This window comes from Rheinheimera oceanensis, from assembly GCF_018831085.1.
Classification (GTDB): domain Bacteria; phylum Pseudomonadota; class Gammaproteobacteria; order Enterobacterales; family Alteromonadaceae; genus Alishewanella; species Alishewanella oceanensis.
Genome location: NZ_JAGPNM010000001.1, coordinates 746,695 through 764,167, shown reverse-complemented (window position 1 = coordinate 764,167; position 17,473 = coordinate 746,695). Strand labels below are relative to the sequence as shown.

12 protein-coding genes are annotated in these 17,473 nt (G+C 50.3%); 4 read left to right on the top strand and 8 right to left on the bottom strand.

Annotated elements, in window-relative coordinates:
* Window positions 1–17 precede the first annotated feature (17 nt).
* From J3B89_RS03495 to J3B89_RS03485, 3 genes are all read right to left on the bottom strand, one after another.
* The gene (locus J3B89_RS03495; protein WP_215396103.1) at window positions 18–2,903 is read right to left on the bottom strand and encodes a glycosyl hydrolase 115 family protein; all 2,886 of its coding nucleotides are present in this window, start codon (window positions 2,901–2,903) and stop codon (window positions 18–20) included.
* Window positions 2,903–4,642 carry a glycoside hydrolase family 43 protein gene (locus tag J3B89_RS03490; RefSeq protein WP_215396102.1) on the bottom strand — a complete coding sequence of 580 codons (1,740 nt, stop codon included), beginning with the start codon at window positions 4,640–4,642 and terminating at the stop codon, window positions 2,903–2,905. Before J3B89_RS03490 ends, J3B89_RS03495 begins: the two co-directional genes overlap by 1 nt.
* 178 nt (window positions 4,643–4,820) lie before the next feature.
* Complete coding sequence (locus J3B89_RS03485) at window positions 4,821–6,017, bottom strand: XylR family transcriptional regulator (protein WP_215396101.1); 1,197 nt, start codon at window positions 6,015–6,017, stop codon at window positions 4,821–4,823.
* 211 nt (window positions 6,018–6,228) lie between these two features.
* Here J3B89_RS03485 and xylB point away from each other — a divergent pair, with 211 nt between their 5' ends.
* Entirely contained in the window at window positions 6,229–7,707 is a 1,479-nt protein-coding gene (xylB, locus tag J3B89_RS03480; protein WP_215396343.1) for a xylulokinase, read from the top strand.
* Between the two features lie 69 nt (window positions 7,708–7,776).
* Window positions 7,777–9,276 carry a xylose isomerase gene (gene xylA, locus J3B89_RS03475; protein WP_349814182.1) on the top strand — a complete coding sequence of 500 codons (1,500 nt, stop codon included), beginning with the start codon at window positions 7,777–7,779 and terminating at the stop codon, window positions 9,274–9,276.
* A 70-nt stretch (window positions 9,277–9,346) separates the two neighbouring features.
* Here xylA and J3B89_RS03470 read toward each other — a convergent pair whose 3' ends face one another.
* Entirely contained in the window at window positions 9,347–11,410 is a 2,064-nt protein-coding gene (locus J3B89_RS03470; RefSeq protein WP_215396100.1) for a winged helix-turn-helix domain-containing protein, read from the bottom strand.
* A gap of 157 nt (window positions 11,411–11,567) precedes the next feature.
* Between J3B89_RS03470 and J3B89_RS03465 the strand changes: the two genes are divergently transcribed.
* Window positions 11,568–13,049: a serine hydrolase domain-containing protein gene (locus J3B89_RS03465; RefSeq protein WP_215396099.1), complete on the top strand. Its 1,482-nt coding sequence runs from the start codon at window positions 11,568–11,570 to the stop codon at window positions 13,047–13,049.
* A 63-nt stretch (window positions 13,050–13,112) separates the two neighbouring features.
* Here J3B89_RS03465 and J3B89_RS03460 read toward each other — a convergent pair whose 3' ends face one another.
* The 4 genes from J3B89_RS03460 to J3B89_RS03445 form a co-directional block, all read right to left on the bottom strand.
* Window positions 13,113–13,661: a hypothetical protein gene (locus tag J3B89_RS03460; RefSeq protein WP_215396098.1), complete on the bottom strand. Its 549-nt coding sequence runs from the start codon at window positions 13,659–13,661 to the stop codon at window positions 13,113–13,115.
* Between the two features lie 59 nt (window positions 13,662–13,720).
* Window positions 13,721–14,023: a type II toxin-antitoxin system RelE/ParE family toxin gene (locus tag J3B89_RS03455; protein WP_215396097.1), complete on the bottom strand. Its 303-nt coding sequence runs from the start codon at window positions 14,021–14,023 to the stop codon at window positions 13,721–13,723.
* A complete protein-coding gene (locus tag J3B89_RS03450; protein WP_215396096.1) occupies window positions 14,004–14,267 on the bottom strand; it encodes a type II toxin-antitoxin system ParD family antitoxin in 264 nt (87 codons plus the stop codon). The genes J3B89_RS03455 and J3B89_RS03450 overlap by 20 nt, the downstream gene beginning before the upstream one ends.
* Window positions 14,268–14,524: 257 nt before the next feature.
* Entirely contained in the window at window positions 14,525–15,952 is a 1,428-nt protein-coding gene (locus J3B89_RS03445) for a sugar porter family MFS transporter (protein WP_215396095.1), read from the bottom strand.
* Window positions 15,953–16,122: 170 nt separating this feature from the next.
* On the opposite strand from J3B89_RS03445, the gene J3B89_RS03440 reads away from it, so the two are divergent.
* Window positions 16,123–17,460: a family 8 glycosyl hydrolase gene (locus J3B89_RS03440; RefSeq protein ID WP_215396094.1), complete on the top strand. Its 1,338-nt coding sequence runs from the start codon at window positions 16,123–16,125 to the stop codon at window positions 17,458–17,460.
* The last annotated feature ends 13 nt before the right edge of the window (window positions 17,461–17,473 follow it).

The following is a 17,473-nucleotide window of genomic DNA, read 5'->3' as shown; positions in this document are numbered from 1 at the left end:
CTGGCAGCAAACAGCTGCTAGCGCAGCCGTTTGCTTTCTTGTGGGCCAAGATAACTGGGTTTAAGGCCACCGGTATCAATCAGCAGTTTTTGCAGTACCAGCGCCGGATCTACCAGATAAATACGCAGTGTATGGGTTCCGGGTTTAGTTACCTGCAGTGGGCTTTTGATAATACGCACACCATCCAGTACCGACTTCTCCCACACCTGCTGGCTGTTATCGGCCAGCGTATCAACCAGTTGCGGCGGGTCATTATTCAGCGCCACGGCAAAACGCAGGCCGCGCCCCGGCACTAAGTCCAGCGTTGGTGCCACTATGCTGTGCAGGGTAAAAGTGCCGGTGCTATGAAAAAACAGCGGATATTCCAGATAAGGTGCCTGTTTTAGCGCACCGGGTTGATAATCCGGTACTGTCATAGCCGACATCGAAGAATGCGTACGGCCATGGCCCGGAATTTCCAGCCACCAGGCTTGCTTATTATTGGCAACCGTTTTGCCACTGGCGGCTTCGATAGCAATATAGCCATCAGCTTCAACAAAACCCTGTGTTGCGGTTGTAGCGGGTTTTATGGCAGCCAGCTGTATTTTTGCCCCGCCCCAGCCGGTGCCCTGAATATGCACTTCGGCGTTATTCAGCCCGGTTTGGGCTTTGCTCCAGTCAACGGATACGGCAATGTGTTGCTCAACAGCAATTTGGCCGCTGCTGTGGCTCAGTTTTACCCAGTCTGCCGAGGCTTTAGCACTAAACTCAAACGGCACTGTGCCTTTATTAAACACTTCGATAGTGCGTTGTTGCTGGCCATGCGGATAAAAGTGATCCAGTGCCAGTTGCTGGCCCTGATACTCGCTTATTGGCCATGACAGCGGCGAACCTTCGGCGGCTACGCCCATATCAGCCACCGCCATAGGTTCAGCTACCGAGACAACGGGCATCAGGTTAGCCGGTGGGTTACGCCAGTAAGTAAAACCGATATGCGGCTGTGACATCATGTGGTTCCAGCGGCCATTGCCCAGGCTATGATATTGTGCTGTCAGTTCGGCATCGCGGTTAAACCAAAACCTTACCTGCTGCGCCCAGTAGTTGGTGGTTACCCGGCCCTGTGCGCCGTGCAGCTGGTTTATTGCCACCGCGCGGTTTAGCTCATACACCGCCTGGCTGGCTTTTAGCGGGTGGGCAACCAGCTGAATATAAGCATCATGCAGCTTTGGGGTTAACTGCTGCTGTACTTTATCTGCTGTTGCTACCAGTTGCGCCAGTTCATCGCTTATGCGCTGTGCCTCATTGTAGTGAAAAATACTGTAAGTGCCGGGCTCTACGGCTTCAGGTTTGCGGCGGCCGTTATGCCGGGTGTAGCCCTGGATCAGCTCTGCTATGGTAGTGGCATGTTCAGGGCCAAATTGTTGCGTGGCCCAGTCAGCAGCAAATTGCTGCAAATTGTTCGCGTTAAAAGCGTCCGGGTTCCAGGCCATACGCAGGAAGAAATCAATCGGAAATTCCATCGGTTTTAAATCACCGACATTCACTATCCAGATGCGATCAGCCTGATAGTGCCAGGCCAGCTGCATTTGCTCCCATATTTTCGCCATCGGTACGGTGTTAATCCAGCGATACGAACGGGGGCTGCCAACATAATCAAAATGATAATACACGCCGGCACCACCGGCCCGGCTACGCTCGCTGGCTGTGGGCAAACGGCGGATATTACCAAAGTTATCGTCGGCCCAAAGCAGGGTAACATCGTCTGGTACCCGCATGCCGCGCTCGTAAAAGCCCTGTACTTCTTTATACAGTGCCCATACCTGCGGCACGGTTTCAACCGGGCGATCAGTAAAGGTTTGCTGCAAAATAGTGCGCTGATCGGCCACTATCTGCTGCAGTAATTCAATATTATCGCCTTCGCTCATTGGTTCGTCTTCCTGGCCGCGCATACCCAGCGTAAAAATACTTTCCAGGTTTTTATGCCGCTTCGCGCCGTGCTGCCAGAACTTATAGATATTGTCGCGGTTGGTAGAGTACTCCCACGGCCCTTCGCCGTAACGGTTCCATTCTTTGTCGGCGCGCATCATCGGCTCGTGGTGGCTGTTGCTCATCACTATGCCCATTTCATCGGCCAGAACGGCATTTTGCGGATCATCATCGGCAAAGGCGTTGTTCCACATTGCCGGCCATAAAAAGTTGGCTTTAAGCCTTTGTAACAGCTCAAATACATGGATATAAAACAGGCTGTTATAGTCGCCGAATTTTTCGTGTACCCAGTTTGTTAATGCCGGGTGTTCGTCGTTCAGAAAAATGCCGCGGTATTTTACCTTTGGTGCATCAGTAAAGGCGGTGCCCGCTTTAATATACAGTTGCTCGCGTTTGATTACCGGTACGTCGGCCCACCAGTGCCACGGCGAAACGCCAAGGGTTTCGGCCAGATCAAACACGCCGTAAATCGCGCCGCGTTTGTCACTGCCTGCGATAACCAGAGCTTGTGCTACGCCCGGCAACGGTTGCTCTATCACTTGAATAAGATAGGCTTCCCACTTGCCGGCAATAGCGCTGCTATCCAGCTTGCCTGCCGCTGCCAGCTGATCCAGCAACGGGTTGTTGCCCAAAGTGCCAATAATCAGCACTTGCCCGGTTGGCTCAGCTTCTACCTTATAGCTGATGCTCAGCTGTTTACCACTAACCCTGGCAATATCTTGCTGCAGGCTGTTAACCGCCCGCAATAAGCCTTTATGGTCTTGCTCTGCTACCAGAATGGTGGCCTGGCTGTTTTTGCCTACCAGCGCAAAATCAGCCTTAGCGGGTGTCAGTGCCAGATAATCACCCGGTAAGGCGTATATTTGCAGGCTAAACAGCGCACAGTACAGTAGTAAACAGCACTGCAGTAAACAGTGCTGTAATAAAGAGGGTTTCATCAGTTACCCCCGGTTTCCTGTCGGCTATGTAAACCCAGCATAGTGCCAACAAAACCACCGGCTACCTGCGTGCTTAACAGTGTGGCGTCCTGGGTACCTGCCAGCGCTTGCCAGTCATCGTTGCCCTTTGCGTAATAAAAGTTGATGCTACCGGCGCGGCCGCTTATTTTCAGGCGGATTTGGTCAGTGGCGCTGGTTAGCGGCTGGCTGGCTATTTGCTGCGGTGCGCCGCCATTGGCCTGTTCCAGAAAAATGCTCACCTGCTCACCGTGGGTTTTAATACCCAGATAGTAGTGATACTGCTCGTTTTGAAACGCTACTATTCCGGCAGAAAACGGGCTTGCAGAAACTTGCCCGGCAGGCAGTGTCAGGCTGGTGCTGGCATCAAAATGGGTATGTTGCTGGCGACGGCCAATAAAAGCCGGTTGCTCGGAAGAATCCAGCCCGGTGGCACCGGCCTGCAGTGTAAGTTGCTGGTTGCTCAGGTTAAGCCAGCTTTGGTCATATTTACGCAACGTATTCCAGTTTAAATCCAGTGTGTTTGCGCTAAAGTCGTCACGCCAGCTAAAGTTGCCGGTTAGTGGTTGCGACACAGTCTGCCTGGCCAGGCTGGCCGGGGCGGCAGGGCGGTAGGGTATAGCTTCACCGGCCGGTAAAATATGCGGCCAGCCATCCTGCCAGCTAACCGGTAATAAGAAGGTTTCACGGCCGGTATTAAAATAGCGTTCCTGATAGGCGCGGCTGGCCAGAAATACCGCCCACCAGCTGCCATCGGGCAGTTGTACAAAGTCGGCATGGCCGGCGGTGGTAATAGGATCCGGCCGCTCGGGTGCCAGATCGCGCTGGGTTAGAATAGGGTTGCCGCTGTAGGGTACAAAGGGTTCGGTCAGGCTGCGGCTGCGAAAGATTACCGCCGAATGCTGATCTGCTGTACCGCCTTCGGCACAGAGTAAATAATACCAGCCATCATGTTTATACAGGTGCGGGGCTTCAATCCAGATCGGCTTAGTGCTTAAGTCAACGCCGCCATTAACCAATAAGCGCTGCGAGTCGGCGATAATTTTCTGGTTTGCTAAATCGTACTCCCATAACCAAATGGCTTTATGGCCCTCGTACAATGATTCGACGGGGTCGCCATTGTGGGCAATATATACCTTGCCATCGTCATCAAAGAAAATATCCGGATCAATACCTTCCACTTCAGGTAGCCAGATGGGATCAGACCAGGGGCCAGCCGGATCGGTAGCGGTAAGAATGAAATTGCCGCCTCTGTCTACCACGGTGGTGATAATATAGTAAGTGCCGTTATGGTAACGCAGCGTAGGGGCGAAAATACCGCGCGACACCTGCAGACCAGCCATTTCCATTTGCGACTGGCGTGTTAGCGCATAACCAATAAGCTGCCAGTTTACCAGATCGCGGCTATGTAAAATGGGCAGCCCGGGCGTGTAAGTAAAAGACGACACCGTCATATAATAGTCGTCGCCATTGCGGGTAATGCTGGGGTCAGGGAAAAAACCTGCCAGTACCGGGTTTTGATAGGTGCCCTGCGCTAATGGCTCGGCAAACAGCGGGTCAAGGCCCTGATATTCAAACCAGTTAAATTGTGCGGCTGCAGGTGCTGGTACAGGCTCAGTGGTGTGGTTTGCTGCTGTATCCACAGCGGGTTGGCAGGCGCTTAAGCAAAATACCAGCCCCAGTACTGATTGTTGTAACACCGTCCGATAGTTGTTTGTCATTTATAACACTCCCGCTGTCAATGCCGGGGCAGCCTGTGCGCTGGCCCGTTACATAAAAAGGTAGTGTCATTAAAAGAAAAAAGGCCATATTCATCAATGGCCTTAGTGTTATGAAAATACGTCTGCGCTGTGCGTTTTTTGCGCAAAGCGCTAACCGGGCAAATAGCAGCGGTTCAGGTTAATCATTTACCGCCATGCCGTTAAAGGCGTCATTGCGCTCAGTACGGTACTCTTTCGGTGTCTGGCTGAAATGGCGCTGAAAAACGGCATACATATATTGTAACGATGGGTAACCGCACATTTTTGCAATTTCGGTGGGATTAACCTCGGTTTCTCTCAGCATTTTGCAGGCTTTGGTCAGCTTTTGGTTATGCAATTCTGTGTGAATAGAATGGCCACGCTCTGAGCGGAAGCGTTGTTCTAAGTTAGAGCGCGAAATACCAACAAAGTCAGTAACCTGTTCAACCTTGGCGCCACGGGTTGCATGGCGGCGAATGTAATGCATAGCCTGAATAACATAAGGGTCCCGCAGTGCTTTAAAATCGGTAGACTGGCGCGAAGCCACGCCCACCGGCGGCACCAGAATACGCTTATTGCCGACATCAATATTATTCAGTTGCATATGCAGCAACTTGGCAGCCTTGTAGCCCATTTCAAAACAACCCTGGGTTACCGAGCTTAAACTGATGCGGCTGAGGTAACGGGCGATATCATCATCGTCGATACCAATAATGGCGATATTGTCCGGCACAATAATGCCAACATGCTCACAGGCCTGCAACAAATGGCGGGCGCGTGAGTCGGTTACGGCAATAATGCCAATTGGTTTGGGCAGGCCCTGGATCCAGTCGGTCAGGCGGTTCATCGCATATTGCCAGGTTTCCGGCCGGGTGCAGTGGCCCTGATATACCTGACAATCGTAACCATCTTGCGCCGTTAGCGTGCGCACGGCATTTTCGCGCTCTTTTGCCCAGCGGTGGTGCTCATCAACCGGCACACTGTAAAACGCAAAGCGATCCAGCCCTTTGCGTTTTAAATGCTCATAGGCACTTTGCACTAAAGCGTAGTTATCGGTAGCGACATAGGGTACTGCCGGATAATCGGCGGCATTGGTGTAAGACCCACCAACACCAACCAGCGGTTTAACTGTACCTGCCAAAGCGCGCTGGATATTCATATCATCAAAATCGGCAATAATGCCATCGCCGCTCCACTCGTGAATATGCTCCAGCCGGCAGAGAAAATCCTCTTCCAGATACAGATCCCAATCCACTTTAGATGACTGCAAATAGTGCCCTATACCCTCAATAACCTGTCTATCGTAAACTTTGTTCGCATTAAACAACAACGTAATGCTGTGTTTGGCCTTAAACATATCCCCGCCCCGTCTGGTTTATCTGGTTATTATTTTTGTTTTGTATTTTTAACTAAAATAGTGCAAGCGTGTTCAATATTAGACCAGCCAGCGCGGCAGGCAAACCAGAAAACATAATTCAGCCATTAATTATGAATTTTCGTAATTGCTGCTGACAGCAGGCTCATCAAAGATGCGTTTATCAGCGCTAACATTCGGATAATTATTGCAAATGTACATAGGTATAGACTTAGGCACATCCGGCATAAAGGTTATTTTACTTAGTAGCACCGGCAGCGTTATTGACAGCAGCAGTAGCGAACTTTTGGTAAGCCGGCCTTATCCGTTATGGTCAGAGCAAGACCCACAGCACTGGTGGGCCGGCCTGCAGCAATGCATGGCCCAGCTAAGCCAGCGCCAGTCGTTAGCCGGGGTAAAAGCCATCGGGCTGGCGGGGCAAATGCATGGCGCCACCTTGCTTGACAGCAACAACCAGGTAATCCGCCCGGCGATACTCTGGAACGATGGCCGCGCTTTTGCGCAGTGCCAGCAGTTGCAGCAACAGGTGCCACAATTGCAGCAGCTTACCGGCAACCTGGCCATGCCCGGTTTTACTGCACCAAAATTGTTATGGTTGCATCAAAATGAGCCAGAGCACTTCGCCCGTGTCGCAAAAGTATTATTGCCAAAAGACTACCTGCGCTTTTGCTTAAGCGGTGATTTTGCCTCTGATCTGTCTGATTCGGCCGGTACTTTATGGCTGGATATGGCCAAACGGGACTGGAGTGATGCACTGCTGCAGGCCTGCGGTTTACAGCGGGGCCAAATGCCGCAATTGTATGAAGGCAACCAGATCACCGGTACTTTGCTGCCGGAACTGGCACAGCGCTGGGGTATGGCCGAAGTACCACTGGTTGCCGGTGGGGGGGATAACGCCGCCGGCGCTGTTGGCGCAGGTATTGTCCGTGCTGGGCAGGCAATGTTGTCGCTTGGCACCTCGGGTGTGTATTTTGCGGTCAGCGATGGGTTTATGGCGAATCCGCAGTCGGCAGTGCATAGTTTTTGCCATGCATTACCCGGTAGCTGGCATTTAATGTCGGTAACCTTAAGTGCCGCCAGTTGCCTGCAATGGTACGCCGATCAGGTGGCGCATGCCCCGGTGGCTGAACTGTTAGCCGAACTGGAGCAGGCCAGTGCTGATACAACTGCTGATATAAGTGCCGATATTGCAGAGCTGCCACTGTTTTTGCCTTATTTATCTGGCGAACGTACGCCACACAATAACCCTAATGCTAAAGGCGTCTGGTTTGGTTTAAGCCACAGTACAGATCGCAAAGCGCTTACCTATTCGGTGTTAGAGGGTGTGAGCTTTGCCCTGGCGCAGGGGGCCGATGCCGTGCATGCCAGCGGCCTGCTGCCGACAGAAATTAACCTTATTGGCGGCGGCGCCCGCAGCGCCTATTGGCGCCAGCTACTGGCAGATATATTAGACCTGCCGCTTAGCTTTCGCCAAAGCGGTGAAGTGGGGCCTGCACTGGGCGCTGCCAGGCTGGCGCAGCTGGCAATGGAGCCGCACACGCTAATGGCCGATATTTGCCCGCAACCTGAGCTGGTAAGCCGGCATCTGCCCGACAGCCAGCGCCATGCCGCGCTATTGCCGCGCTACAGCAAATTCAAGGCACTGTACCAGAGCCTGGCCGGGCATTTTTAAGTTACAGCTGCAGAGCTGATATTGCCTGAATCATTGCTGTTGTAGCCAGGCAGCAAGCGGATGAGCCCCATGAGCATAGTAAACTATGTGATTGGGGCGAAGGCACGCAACCAACAACGCTACAGCAGCAATGATGACGGCAATTATGTTGAAAAGCACAAGATGGCTCTGAAAAAACATAATTGTGATAAGCCGCATCATTGCCCAACATTACACCAGCAGCATATGTGCAAAACCAAGGAGAGCAGCGTGGCTCAGTATTTCGATAAAGTAGATAAAATCGCCTATGAAGGTGCTGACAGCACCAATCCCCTCGCATTTAAACATTACAACGCCAGTGAAAAAATCCTCGGTAAAACCATGGCAGAACACCTGCGTATGGCAGCCTGTTACTGGCATAACTTCTGCTGGAACGGCCAGGATGTGTTTGGCCAGCCCACATTTAACCGTCCCTGGCTGGCAGCCGGTGATGCTATGCAACAGGCAAAACACAAAGCCGATGTCGCCTTTGAATTTTTCCAAAAGTTAGGTATTCCGTATTACTGTTTCCATGACATCGACGTAGCGCCCGAAGGCAACAGCATCAAAGAGTACGTGAATAATTTCGCGGCCATGGTAGATGTGTTGGAACAAAAGCAAGCGCAAACCGGCGTTAAGTTGTTGTGGGGTACCGCGAATTTATTCAGCAACCCGCGCTATGCCGCCGGTGCCGCGTCTAACCCCGATCCTGAAGTGTTCAGTTACGGCGCTACCCAGGTATTTCACGCCCTGAACGCCACCAAACGGCTGGGCGGTGATAACTATGTACTGTGGGGCGGCCGTGAAGGCTACGAAACACTGCTTAACACTGATCTGCGCCAGGAAAGAGCCCAACTGGGCCGCTTTATGCAAATGGTGGTAGAGCATAAGCATAAAATTGGTTTTAAAGGCACCTTACTGATCGAGCCTAAACCGCAAGAGCCCACTAAACACCAGTACGATTATGACTCAGCAACAGTGTACGGCTTTTTAAAGCAGTATGGCCTGGAAAAAGAGTTCAGAGTTAATATCGAAGCCAACCATGCCACCCTGGCAGGCCATTCTTTCCACCATGAAGTGGCAACTGCTATTTCGCTGGGTATTTTTGGCAGCATCGATGCTAACCGTGGTGACGCACAAAATGGCTGGGATACCGATCAGTTTCCTATCAACGTGGAAGAGTTAAGCCTGGTAATGTACGAAATTTTAAAATCGGGCGGTTTATCTACCGGCGGTTTTAATTTCGACGCTAAGTTACGCCGCCAAAGTGTCGATCGTTACGATCTGTTTTACGGCCATATCGGTGGCATGGACCATCTGGCCATGGCATTAAAACGCGCCGCTACCTTGCTGGAAAAAGACTTCCTCAGCGCCGCAGTTGCCAAACGCTACGCTGGCTGGAGTAACACGCTGGGTAAAGCCATTCAGAGCGGTGAGCACAGCCTGCAATCACTGGCTGATATGGTCGCGCGTGAGCAACTGAACCCGCAAGCAGTGAGCGGCCAGCAAGAAAGGTTAGAAAACCAGGTTAATCTGGTGCTGTACCGCTAAGGTTGTACTACCCCGTTGTTGTTGCCCGGCTTGCCGGGCTTTTTTATATAACGGGATTTATGGTGATGTGCTACTTCAGCGCTACGGTTTGAAAGATATCAGTATTGCGCTGCTCGGCAACATGGTAAAAAATCCCGGTTTCAGACAGATCAAAATGCGGGCTGTCGGAGCGCAGCAGCGGTTGGGGCTGCTGGTGTTCTGCCGTTATGCTATAGAGCTGATACTGATCGTTGTCCCAGAGTTGCCAGTACCAGTTGGCGCCGAGTTTTCGTAAATTAAAATGTCGCCCTGCCATGATATTAAGACTGTCGGGCTGAGGCAGTTCTGCCGGTTGAGCAGTTGCGCCTGTATAGAGGTTGTTTTGCTGATCCAACCACAAGGTATCGTCAGCATTGACAGCGAAGCGGACAAACTGCCATTTACTCTCTGTGGCTGAGACTTCATTGGTTGCAAGATTGTACTGTTTAACAAGCCAGTTGCCGTCTTGCTTTACGCTGTAAAACAGCTTTTGCTGATCCTGAAAAGATATAGCACGGATCTCTGTCTGTGGGATCAGCAAAACCCGGTTGCTGTTATGGCTGATATCAAACAGATGGATTTCGTTTAGCATCAGAGCCGCCAGCTGTTTGCCATCTGGTGACCAGGTTAAATCCAGGAAATGCCGTTGATCAGCAAAATGGCTCAGCTGGCGCTGATTTTTGCCATCGCTATCTGCCAGCCAGATTTCTTCTGTGCCACTTGCCAGCCCGACGTAGGCCACCTTGTTCTGCTGTGGGCTGATCACCACCAACCTGTCATCCACAGACGTATTGGTAATCTGTTGTGTTTGCCCTGAGCTAAAACTATAGAAATGCACATCGAGGTTGCTGCTGCCAGCGGCAAAGACGTAGTCGCGGCCATTCGGGTGCCGTTCCGGTGCATGTAATTGTTGTGAGCCGGCATAAATTACCTGCCGGTCTGTGCCTTGCAGATCGTAGCTAATAAGTTGTACTGCCGGGTGTTCACCCATCAACACTACGCGCTTTCCGCTATGATCCCAAATACCACAGCAGATGTAGCTGTTTAGCTTAAACAGCAGTTTTATTGTATCGGTGTTCAGGTCGAGGCTATAAAAACGCTCCCACATTTGCTCGTCTACGGAGGACACCAGCAGTTTGTTTTGCGTTGGATGCAAATCGAACGACACATTACCAGCCAGTATCAGTGGTGGCTGGTTAAGTTTGCGCTTTTTGCCTGTTGCCAGGTCAAATGCAAATAGCACGTAGGGCGCGTTGGCTGCGGAGCGTTCAGTAAAAACTAACAGGTTATCGCTATGCGTAAAGGCAATTTTGCCGTAACTACCGGCAGGGCAATTGTGAATTAGCTGTGGCTCGCCTAGTGTCATAGCGTCAAATGCTTGCAGGTAATAGCGGCAGTAATCTTTAGTCGCCACCAGATAAACAATTTTATCACCTGCAGGGCTCCAGCTGGCAGGTCCAACCCAGGCATTGGCCTCAGCTTCTGACATCACTTCTATTGTATGGCCGTCAGATAACTTCTTGATAAACAACTGCATATTATTGGAAACAATTTCGGTGTATGTCAGGTATTGCTGGTCGGGTGAAATCCGTGGTTGCCATTCTTGCCCTGAAGAGCGGGTAAGGGGTTTTGCTGCAGTAAACAATGAAGTGGCCTTGTCGCTACCCTGATACCACAACAAGCCGATAGCAACGGCTATGGCGGCAGCAGTGGTATAAAGGAGCCATTTACCCGATGCTTGGCGCCGGGCTGTGCGCACAGGCAAAGCTGTATTGCCTGGTTGCAAAGTAGTTGTATCATCGGGTGTTATTCTGTTAGCTACAGCAATAAATTTATAGCCCTTTTTCGGAAAGGTAGCGATAAATCTGGGGGTTCTGGGATCATCTGCAAAACAACGCCGCAATTTGGTAATGGCTCTGTTCACGGCGCTATCTGTTACTGTGCGGCCAAGCCATACTGTTTCAACCAGAGTGTCTCTGCTGATGATGTTATCCGGGTTATTGCAAAAGTAGCTGAGTAATTCAACCAGAATAGGTTCCAGTTGTTGCCTTTTACCATCATGCGTTAGCGACTGTTGCTGATCACAAAAAACAAAACCTTCAATTTGCCAACGCATTGCTTAACCCTTGCTGTCCCTGTGGAGGGCAGAACTTAACATGTTCACCACGTCAGGTCATTAAAGGTCATAAAAAGTCATCGGGAAATCATGCCTGTTGTTCTGCCTTTGGTCATTATCGTTGCGTTCAAATGTGAGCAACCCTACTGAGGAAAATATGCAGAAGTATTTGTTATTAATATTGGCTGTCAGCACCAATATCGCTCAGGCTAAAAACACTGTTGATATTGAGCCTGGCACAGCGGCACTAAAGGCTGCAGTTGAAACAGGTTTGCGTCTTCCTGTTAAGTTTGAACAGGAAAGGGTAAGCACTTTTGCAATAAATGAACGGTTGTTACATCACAAAGTGCCTGGTATAAGTTTCGCCCTGATCCAAAACGGAGAAGTATCCTGGGCCCAGGGCTACGGCACTGTCTCTGCAACTTCAGAGCAGGCTGTTACTGTCAACACAGTGTTTCAGGCGGCGTCTATTGCAAAACCTGCAACGGCATTTGCTGTGATGAGAATGAAAGACCAGGGCGTTATCGATATTAATGCCGATATCGCGACATATTTAACATCGTTGACCTTAGCGAAAGGCAAGCAAACGTCTGAGGCTCCTGTGACGTTTAAAAACATTCTTGATCACAGTTCCGGTTTAACAGCAGGAGGTTATCAGGGCTATGAAAAAGGTACCGAAATACCATCGGATATTCAAACGTTTAACGGCGATGCGCCAGCGACAAGTAAAGCTGCCAGTGTTGAGACAACACCAGGCACTATAGTTCGCTATTCAGGCGCGGGGTACACCCTTGCCGAAATAGCCTTAAGTGATACGTTCAAACAACCGTTTGAACGTGTTATGGATGTTTGGATGTTATCGCAAGTGGGTATGCAAAACAGCTCATTTGCTATGGATTATCCGCAAAAGGACGGTATTCAAGTAGCTTTAGGCCACGAAACGTCGGGCAAGATGATAGACGGCAGTTGGCGGGTGCATCCTGAACAAGCTGCTGCCGGACTGTGGTCTACACCAACCGATTTAGCCAAGCTGGCGATAGAAACCAGTAAGGCATATAAAGGGCAAAGTCATTTGCTGTCACAAGCCTCCGCCAGAGAAATGTTAGCCCCGGTAATGCCGGACCAGGATCTATCAGAAGAGTTTGGCGGGCAACCGGCAATGACATTTATCGTTGCCGGTGAAGGTGAGCAATTCTTGTTTCAGCATGGTGGTGGCACCCAGGGTTACAGATGCTTTATGGTAATGTATCCCGAAACAGGGGATGGCGCAGTATTTATGACAAACTCCGATGCTGGCTATAGTGTTGGGTTTGAAATGATGAGGGCAGCGTCATTTGTCTATAACTGGCCTAATTTTAAAGGCAAATCTTTTAATAAGCGTAAAGTTAATCTGGAAGAGCAGGCCGTGTTTATCGGCAAATATCCCTTTGCAGCAGGTTGGCAGGTGGACATTATTCCAGTGGCGGAGGCTGACGGGATTGCAGTTAAATTCCCCAATGGCGATATTTATCCGTTAACAGCAGTGCAGGGTGAAAATACCTATGTACATGAAGATACCGGGGTTGAAGTCAGTTTTAGCGTAGTTGCGGGGCAGCCGGAAATTCTTTTGTATAATCAAACTGCATATAAAAAACAGTAAAACTCAGTTTATCGGCAGTTGTTCACTGCCAATTACTGCGTCTCCAAACCTCTGAACGGCATATCAACGCTCCGTTAGGCAGCTCTCCAGAGCATGCTCCCATGTTTCTTTAATTAACTGCTTTGACTTATACACAAAGTCGCCATTAGAGAATTCATATACCATGGCTTCATATTCATAACCGATCATTTTTTTTGTGTTGCCATCGGTTTTGCAATATTTATATGTGTCGGGAGATAGTCGTAATTTAATATTTCCACTAAACCATTTTGCTTTTAGTGGATAAGATTTTTCACCGAAGAATAAAACCGGATCAACTAATGGAGGATTCTCAGAGCAAGCTCCTTTAACTAGAGCGTTTAAAAACAATTGGTTATTTTTAACTTCCCAAGTACCTTTATAACCTCGCCAGTTTGCAGAACACCAACCTTCTGATTCCAACATTAAGTGAATTTCTTCAAAGGTGTATAGTGAGTTAAGAGGACTTACATCTCCAGGCCCCATATCTAGACCAAATGATTCACCATCAATAATATATGTTTCTTTAATCTGCTGAGTTGCGTGAGCATAATTAGTCATGACAACTAAAAATAATATTAAAAATTTATGCATGCCATTCCTTTTGCTAGTTTGTTTAAAGGCAAAACCAGATGCTGGGGGATTGGGCTGTGCTAACTAATATCTTCCGTAAGCGCTGTGGTTAGATTCTGTGCTCGTAGAATACGAACGATCAGTACATCTGCACCGTCTTGGCGGTAATAAATTGCGTGAACGCCGTACACACTGCGGCGATACCCTGGCCTGATATTGTCGACAGCCTGATACAAATGGGGCGCTTCGGCAATTTCCTGAAAACGTAGTTGCATACCCGCAGTATAGGCTTCAGCTTGTTTAACACCGAAGGTCTGCGCCCCATAGATATAGATGTCAAAAAAATCCTGATCTGCGCTATGACTAAGCCGGTATCGTGCCATCGGCTTTCAGCCTTGCTCTTGCGGCCTGCAAAATATCATCAGCAGAACGTGGGCTTATGCCGCTTTGCTCACCTTCAATCAGTGCTGCGCGTACTGCTTCAAGCTGGGCGTTGCGGGCTTGATCGCGGCGGATTAAGTCGCGGAAATACTCACTGTCGTTGGTGAAATCGCCGCTGGCAATGCGTGTTTTTACCCAGTCACCTTGCTGCTCGGTTAAGGTAATTGTTTTTCGGACAACAGCCATAATTCATATTCCTCACCAATAATCATACTACTGGTGCAGTATAGCGCATGCAGTAACCAGCTGCTGAAGCTTTTTCACCTGATAATTGATCGATAGGTCATCGTCGCTTTGCCAGATGCACGGTACATTGAAGATATATATTAGGCAAAATAACGACCTGACAAGCGCTTTGGCAGGTGCATGAAACAATGCCAGCTTTTTGGCACTGCAGCCGTTTACTATAACTGCAGTTGCCATTGTATCTGGTGCACGCTGCTTTAACCCTGCATATCTTCCAGCTCGGTGCCTTTGGTTTCATGCACCATTTTCGCAACAAAGAACACCGATAACAGCGCGCCCAGCGTGTATAAACCGTAAGCGCCGGCTAAACCTATGCCGCTTAGTAATAGCGGAAAGGTCATGGTGATCAGAAAGTTACTGCTCCACTGTGCCAGGCCGCTAACCGCCAGGCCCGAGCCACGGATCTGGTTAGGGAACATCTCGCCCAGCATTACCCACATTACCGGGCCCCAGGACATATTAAAGAAAAACACATAAGCATTGGCACTAATAAGCGCCACTATACCCCAGTCGCCCAGCAACAGGCGGCCATTGGCGTCCTGATCGGCATTGGCAAAAGCCAGTACCATCAAAGCCAGCGTAATAGCCATGCCAACTGAGCCCCATTTCAGCAGTGGCTTGCGGCCAATTTTATCAATTACCAGCAGCGTAATCACGCAGGCAGCAATACTCAGGCCGCCGCTGATCACGTTGATTAACAGCGCGTCTGATTCGGAAAACCCCACCGCCTGCCACAGTACAGCGCCGTAATAAAACACCACATTAATACCAACTAATTGCTGAAACGTCGCCAGGCCAATGCCAACCCAGACAATACGGCGCAATTTGCCGCTTTGCTTATCCACTAAATCGCGCAGCTGTGGTTGATGATTGCCTTCCAGCGACTGCTGGATCTCGGTTAATTTACGCGTTGCGGCAGTGTCGCCATACAGCCGTGTTAACACCGTTTTTGCCAGTGCGGCTTTGCCTCTGAGCACCAGAAAACGCGGGCTTTCCGGTATAAACAACAGCATCAGTAAAAACAGCACTGCCGGAATAAGCTCCATCCAGAACATCCAGCGCCAGGCAGCAAAGTCGAGCCACAGCACTGCGGTGGAGGCCCCGGCGAATTTTGCCAGCAGGTAATTGCTGATAAAAGCCATAAACAGGCCAAAGATAATGGCAATTTGCTGCACTGTGGTGAGCATGCCCCGATAACGCGCCGGTGCTACTTCAGAGATATAAGCCGGTGCCATTACCGACGCGGCCCCCACCGCCAAGCCGCCGAGAATACGGTAAAACACAAACTCTACTGAGCTGTCAGCCACGCCTGAGCCCCAGGCGCTGATAACAAAAAACACAGCCGCTACCTGCAGTAAGGTACGCCTGCCGCTAATGTCGGCTAACCGGCCGGCAAAAAAAGCGCCGACGGCGCAGCCCAGCAGCATACTGGCTACGTTAAAGCCGGTACCGGCACTTTGTGAGTTAAACGCCTGCTGCAGGCCATCCACAGTGCCGTTAATCACGCCGCTGTCGTAGCCAAATAAAAAGCCACCTAAGGTGGCGACTATGGTAATAAATAAAATAAAACCGCGGTTATCGGCTTCTGTCGCAGTGAGTGCTGCGTTTACTGAGTTAGGCTGCAAAATAGTGACCCCTGTTATTGTAGTTATCTTTAAGCAGCATAAAGTTTAATCGGTACTTAAGCAGCGTGCTTGTTAAAAAACATAATTCTTTCAGTACATTTCGTTAATCCGCTAAGCGGCCTTGCATTGTATGGTAAGGTCAGATTGTCATTATAAAAGTAGCAATACCCATGATGTCAGCACCTAAGTTTTTGCTGTTATACAAACCGGCACTACTGGCTTGCAGCCTTTGCCTGATAGCTCTGTTAGCAGCCTGTACGGCTAACCGGCAAACAGCAACTATAGTGCCCGGGCAGGCAGAGCAGGGCAGTGCTGTTAGTGGCCGTTACCCTAACTTATTTGCTCAGCAGGGCTACAGCCAGCAGGCCATTAACGCCAAAATTAGCCGGGCTTTTAACCAGCTGTTTTATGGCGCGCCAGATAGCCAGGCAGTGTATTTTGCTGATGGCAGTAACGGGCATGGCGCCAAGGCGTATATTGCAGATATTAATAACAATGATGTGCGCTCTGAGGGCATGTCGTACGGCATGATGATCGCCGTGCAACTGAATAAACAGGCTGAATTTAATGCGCTGTGGAACTGGGCTGTCAGCCATATGTACCATAGCGACCCGGCGCATCCGGCCTATGGCTACTTTGCCTGGTCTGTAGGTACCGACGGAGTGGCACTGGATGAAATGCCCGCGCCTGATGGCGAAGAATATTTTGCTACGGCGCTATATTTTGCCTCGGTACGCTGGGGCGACGGGGCGGGTATTTACCAGTACAAGGCCAGGGCCGATGAATTACTGCAGCATATGCGCCACCGCAACATTATTACCGGCCAGACCCGGCGTGGCAGCCAAACCGGCACGAATTTGTTTCATCCTGAATACGCCATGGTGCGCTTTACACCCGATTTAGCCAATGCCGATCATACCGATGCCTCATACCATTTACCGGCCTTTTATGAAGTGTGGGCCAGAATGGGGCCAGAAGCCGACCGGGCATTCTGGCAACAGGCCGCGCAGGTTAGCCGCGACTATTTCAGCAAGGCGGCTCATCCAGGCACAGGCCTGACGCCGGATTACGGCAACTTTGATGGCAGCCCCTGGGCGGCGCCATGGCGGCCCGAGTCAGCCGATTTTCGCTTTGATGCCTGGCGCACGGCAATGAACTGGTCGTTTGACTGGAGCTGGTGGCGCAAGGATGCCAGAGCGGTAGAACTAAGCAACCGGCTGCAGGCGTTTTTTGTCAGTGAAGGGTTAAGCAGTTACAGCAGCCAGTACAGCCTGGACGGTAAAAAGCTGGATAACGCCCAGCAAAGTGGCTTAGTGGCAATGAATGCCGTGGCCAGCCTGGCGGCTACCCGGCCGGATGCCGGTAAATTTGTGCAGGCCTTGTGGCAGCTGCCAGTACCAGAAGGCCATTACCGTTACTATGATGGCATGTTGTATATGCTGGCATTGTTGCATGTAAGCGGGCAGTTTCAGGCCTGGTTGCCTGTACCAACATATAAAACAGAATAAAAACAACGATAAT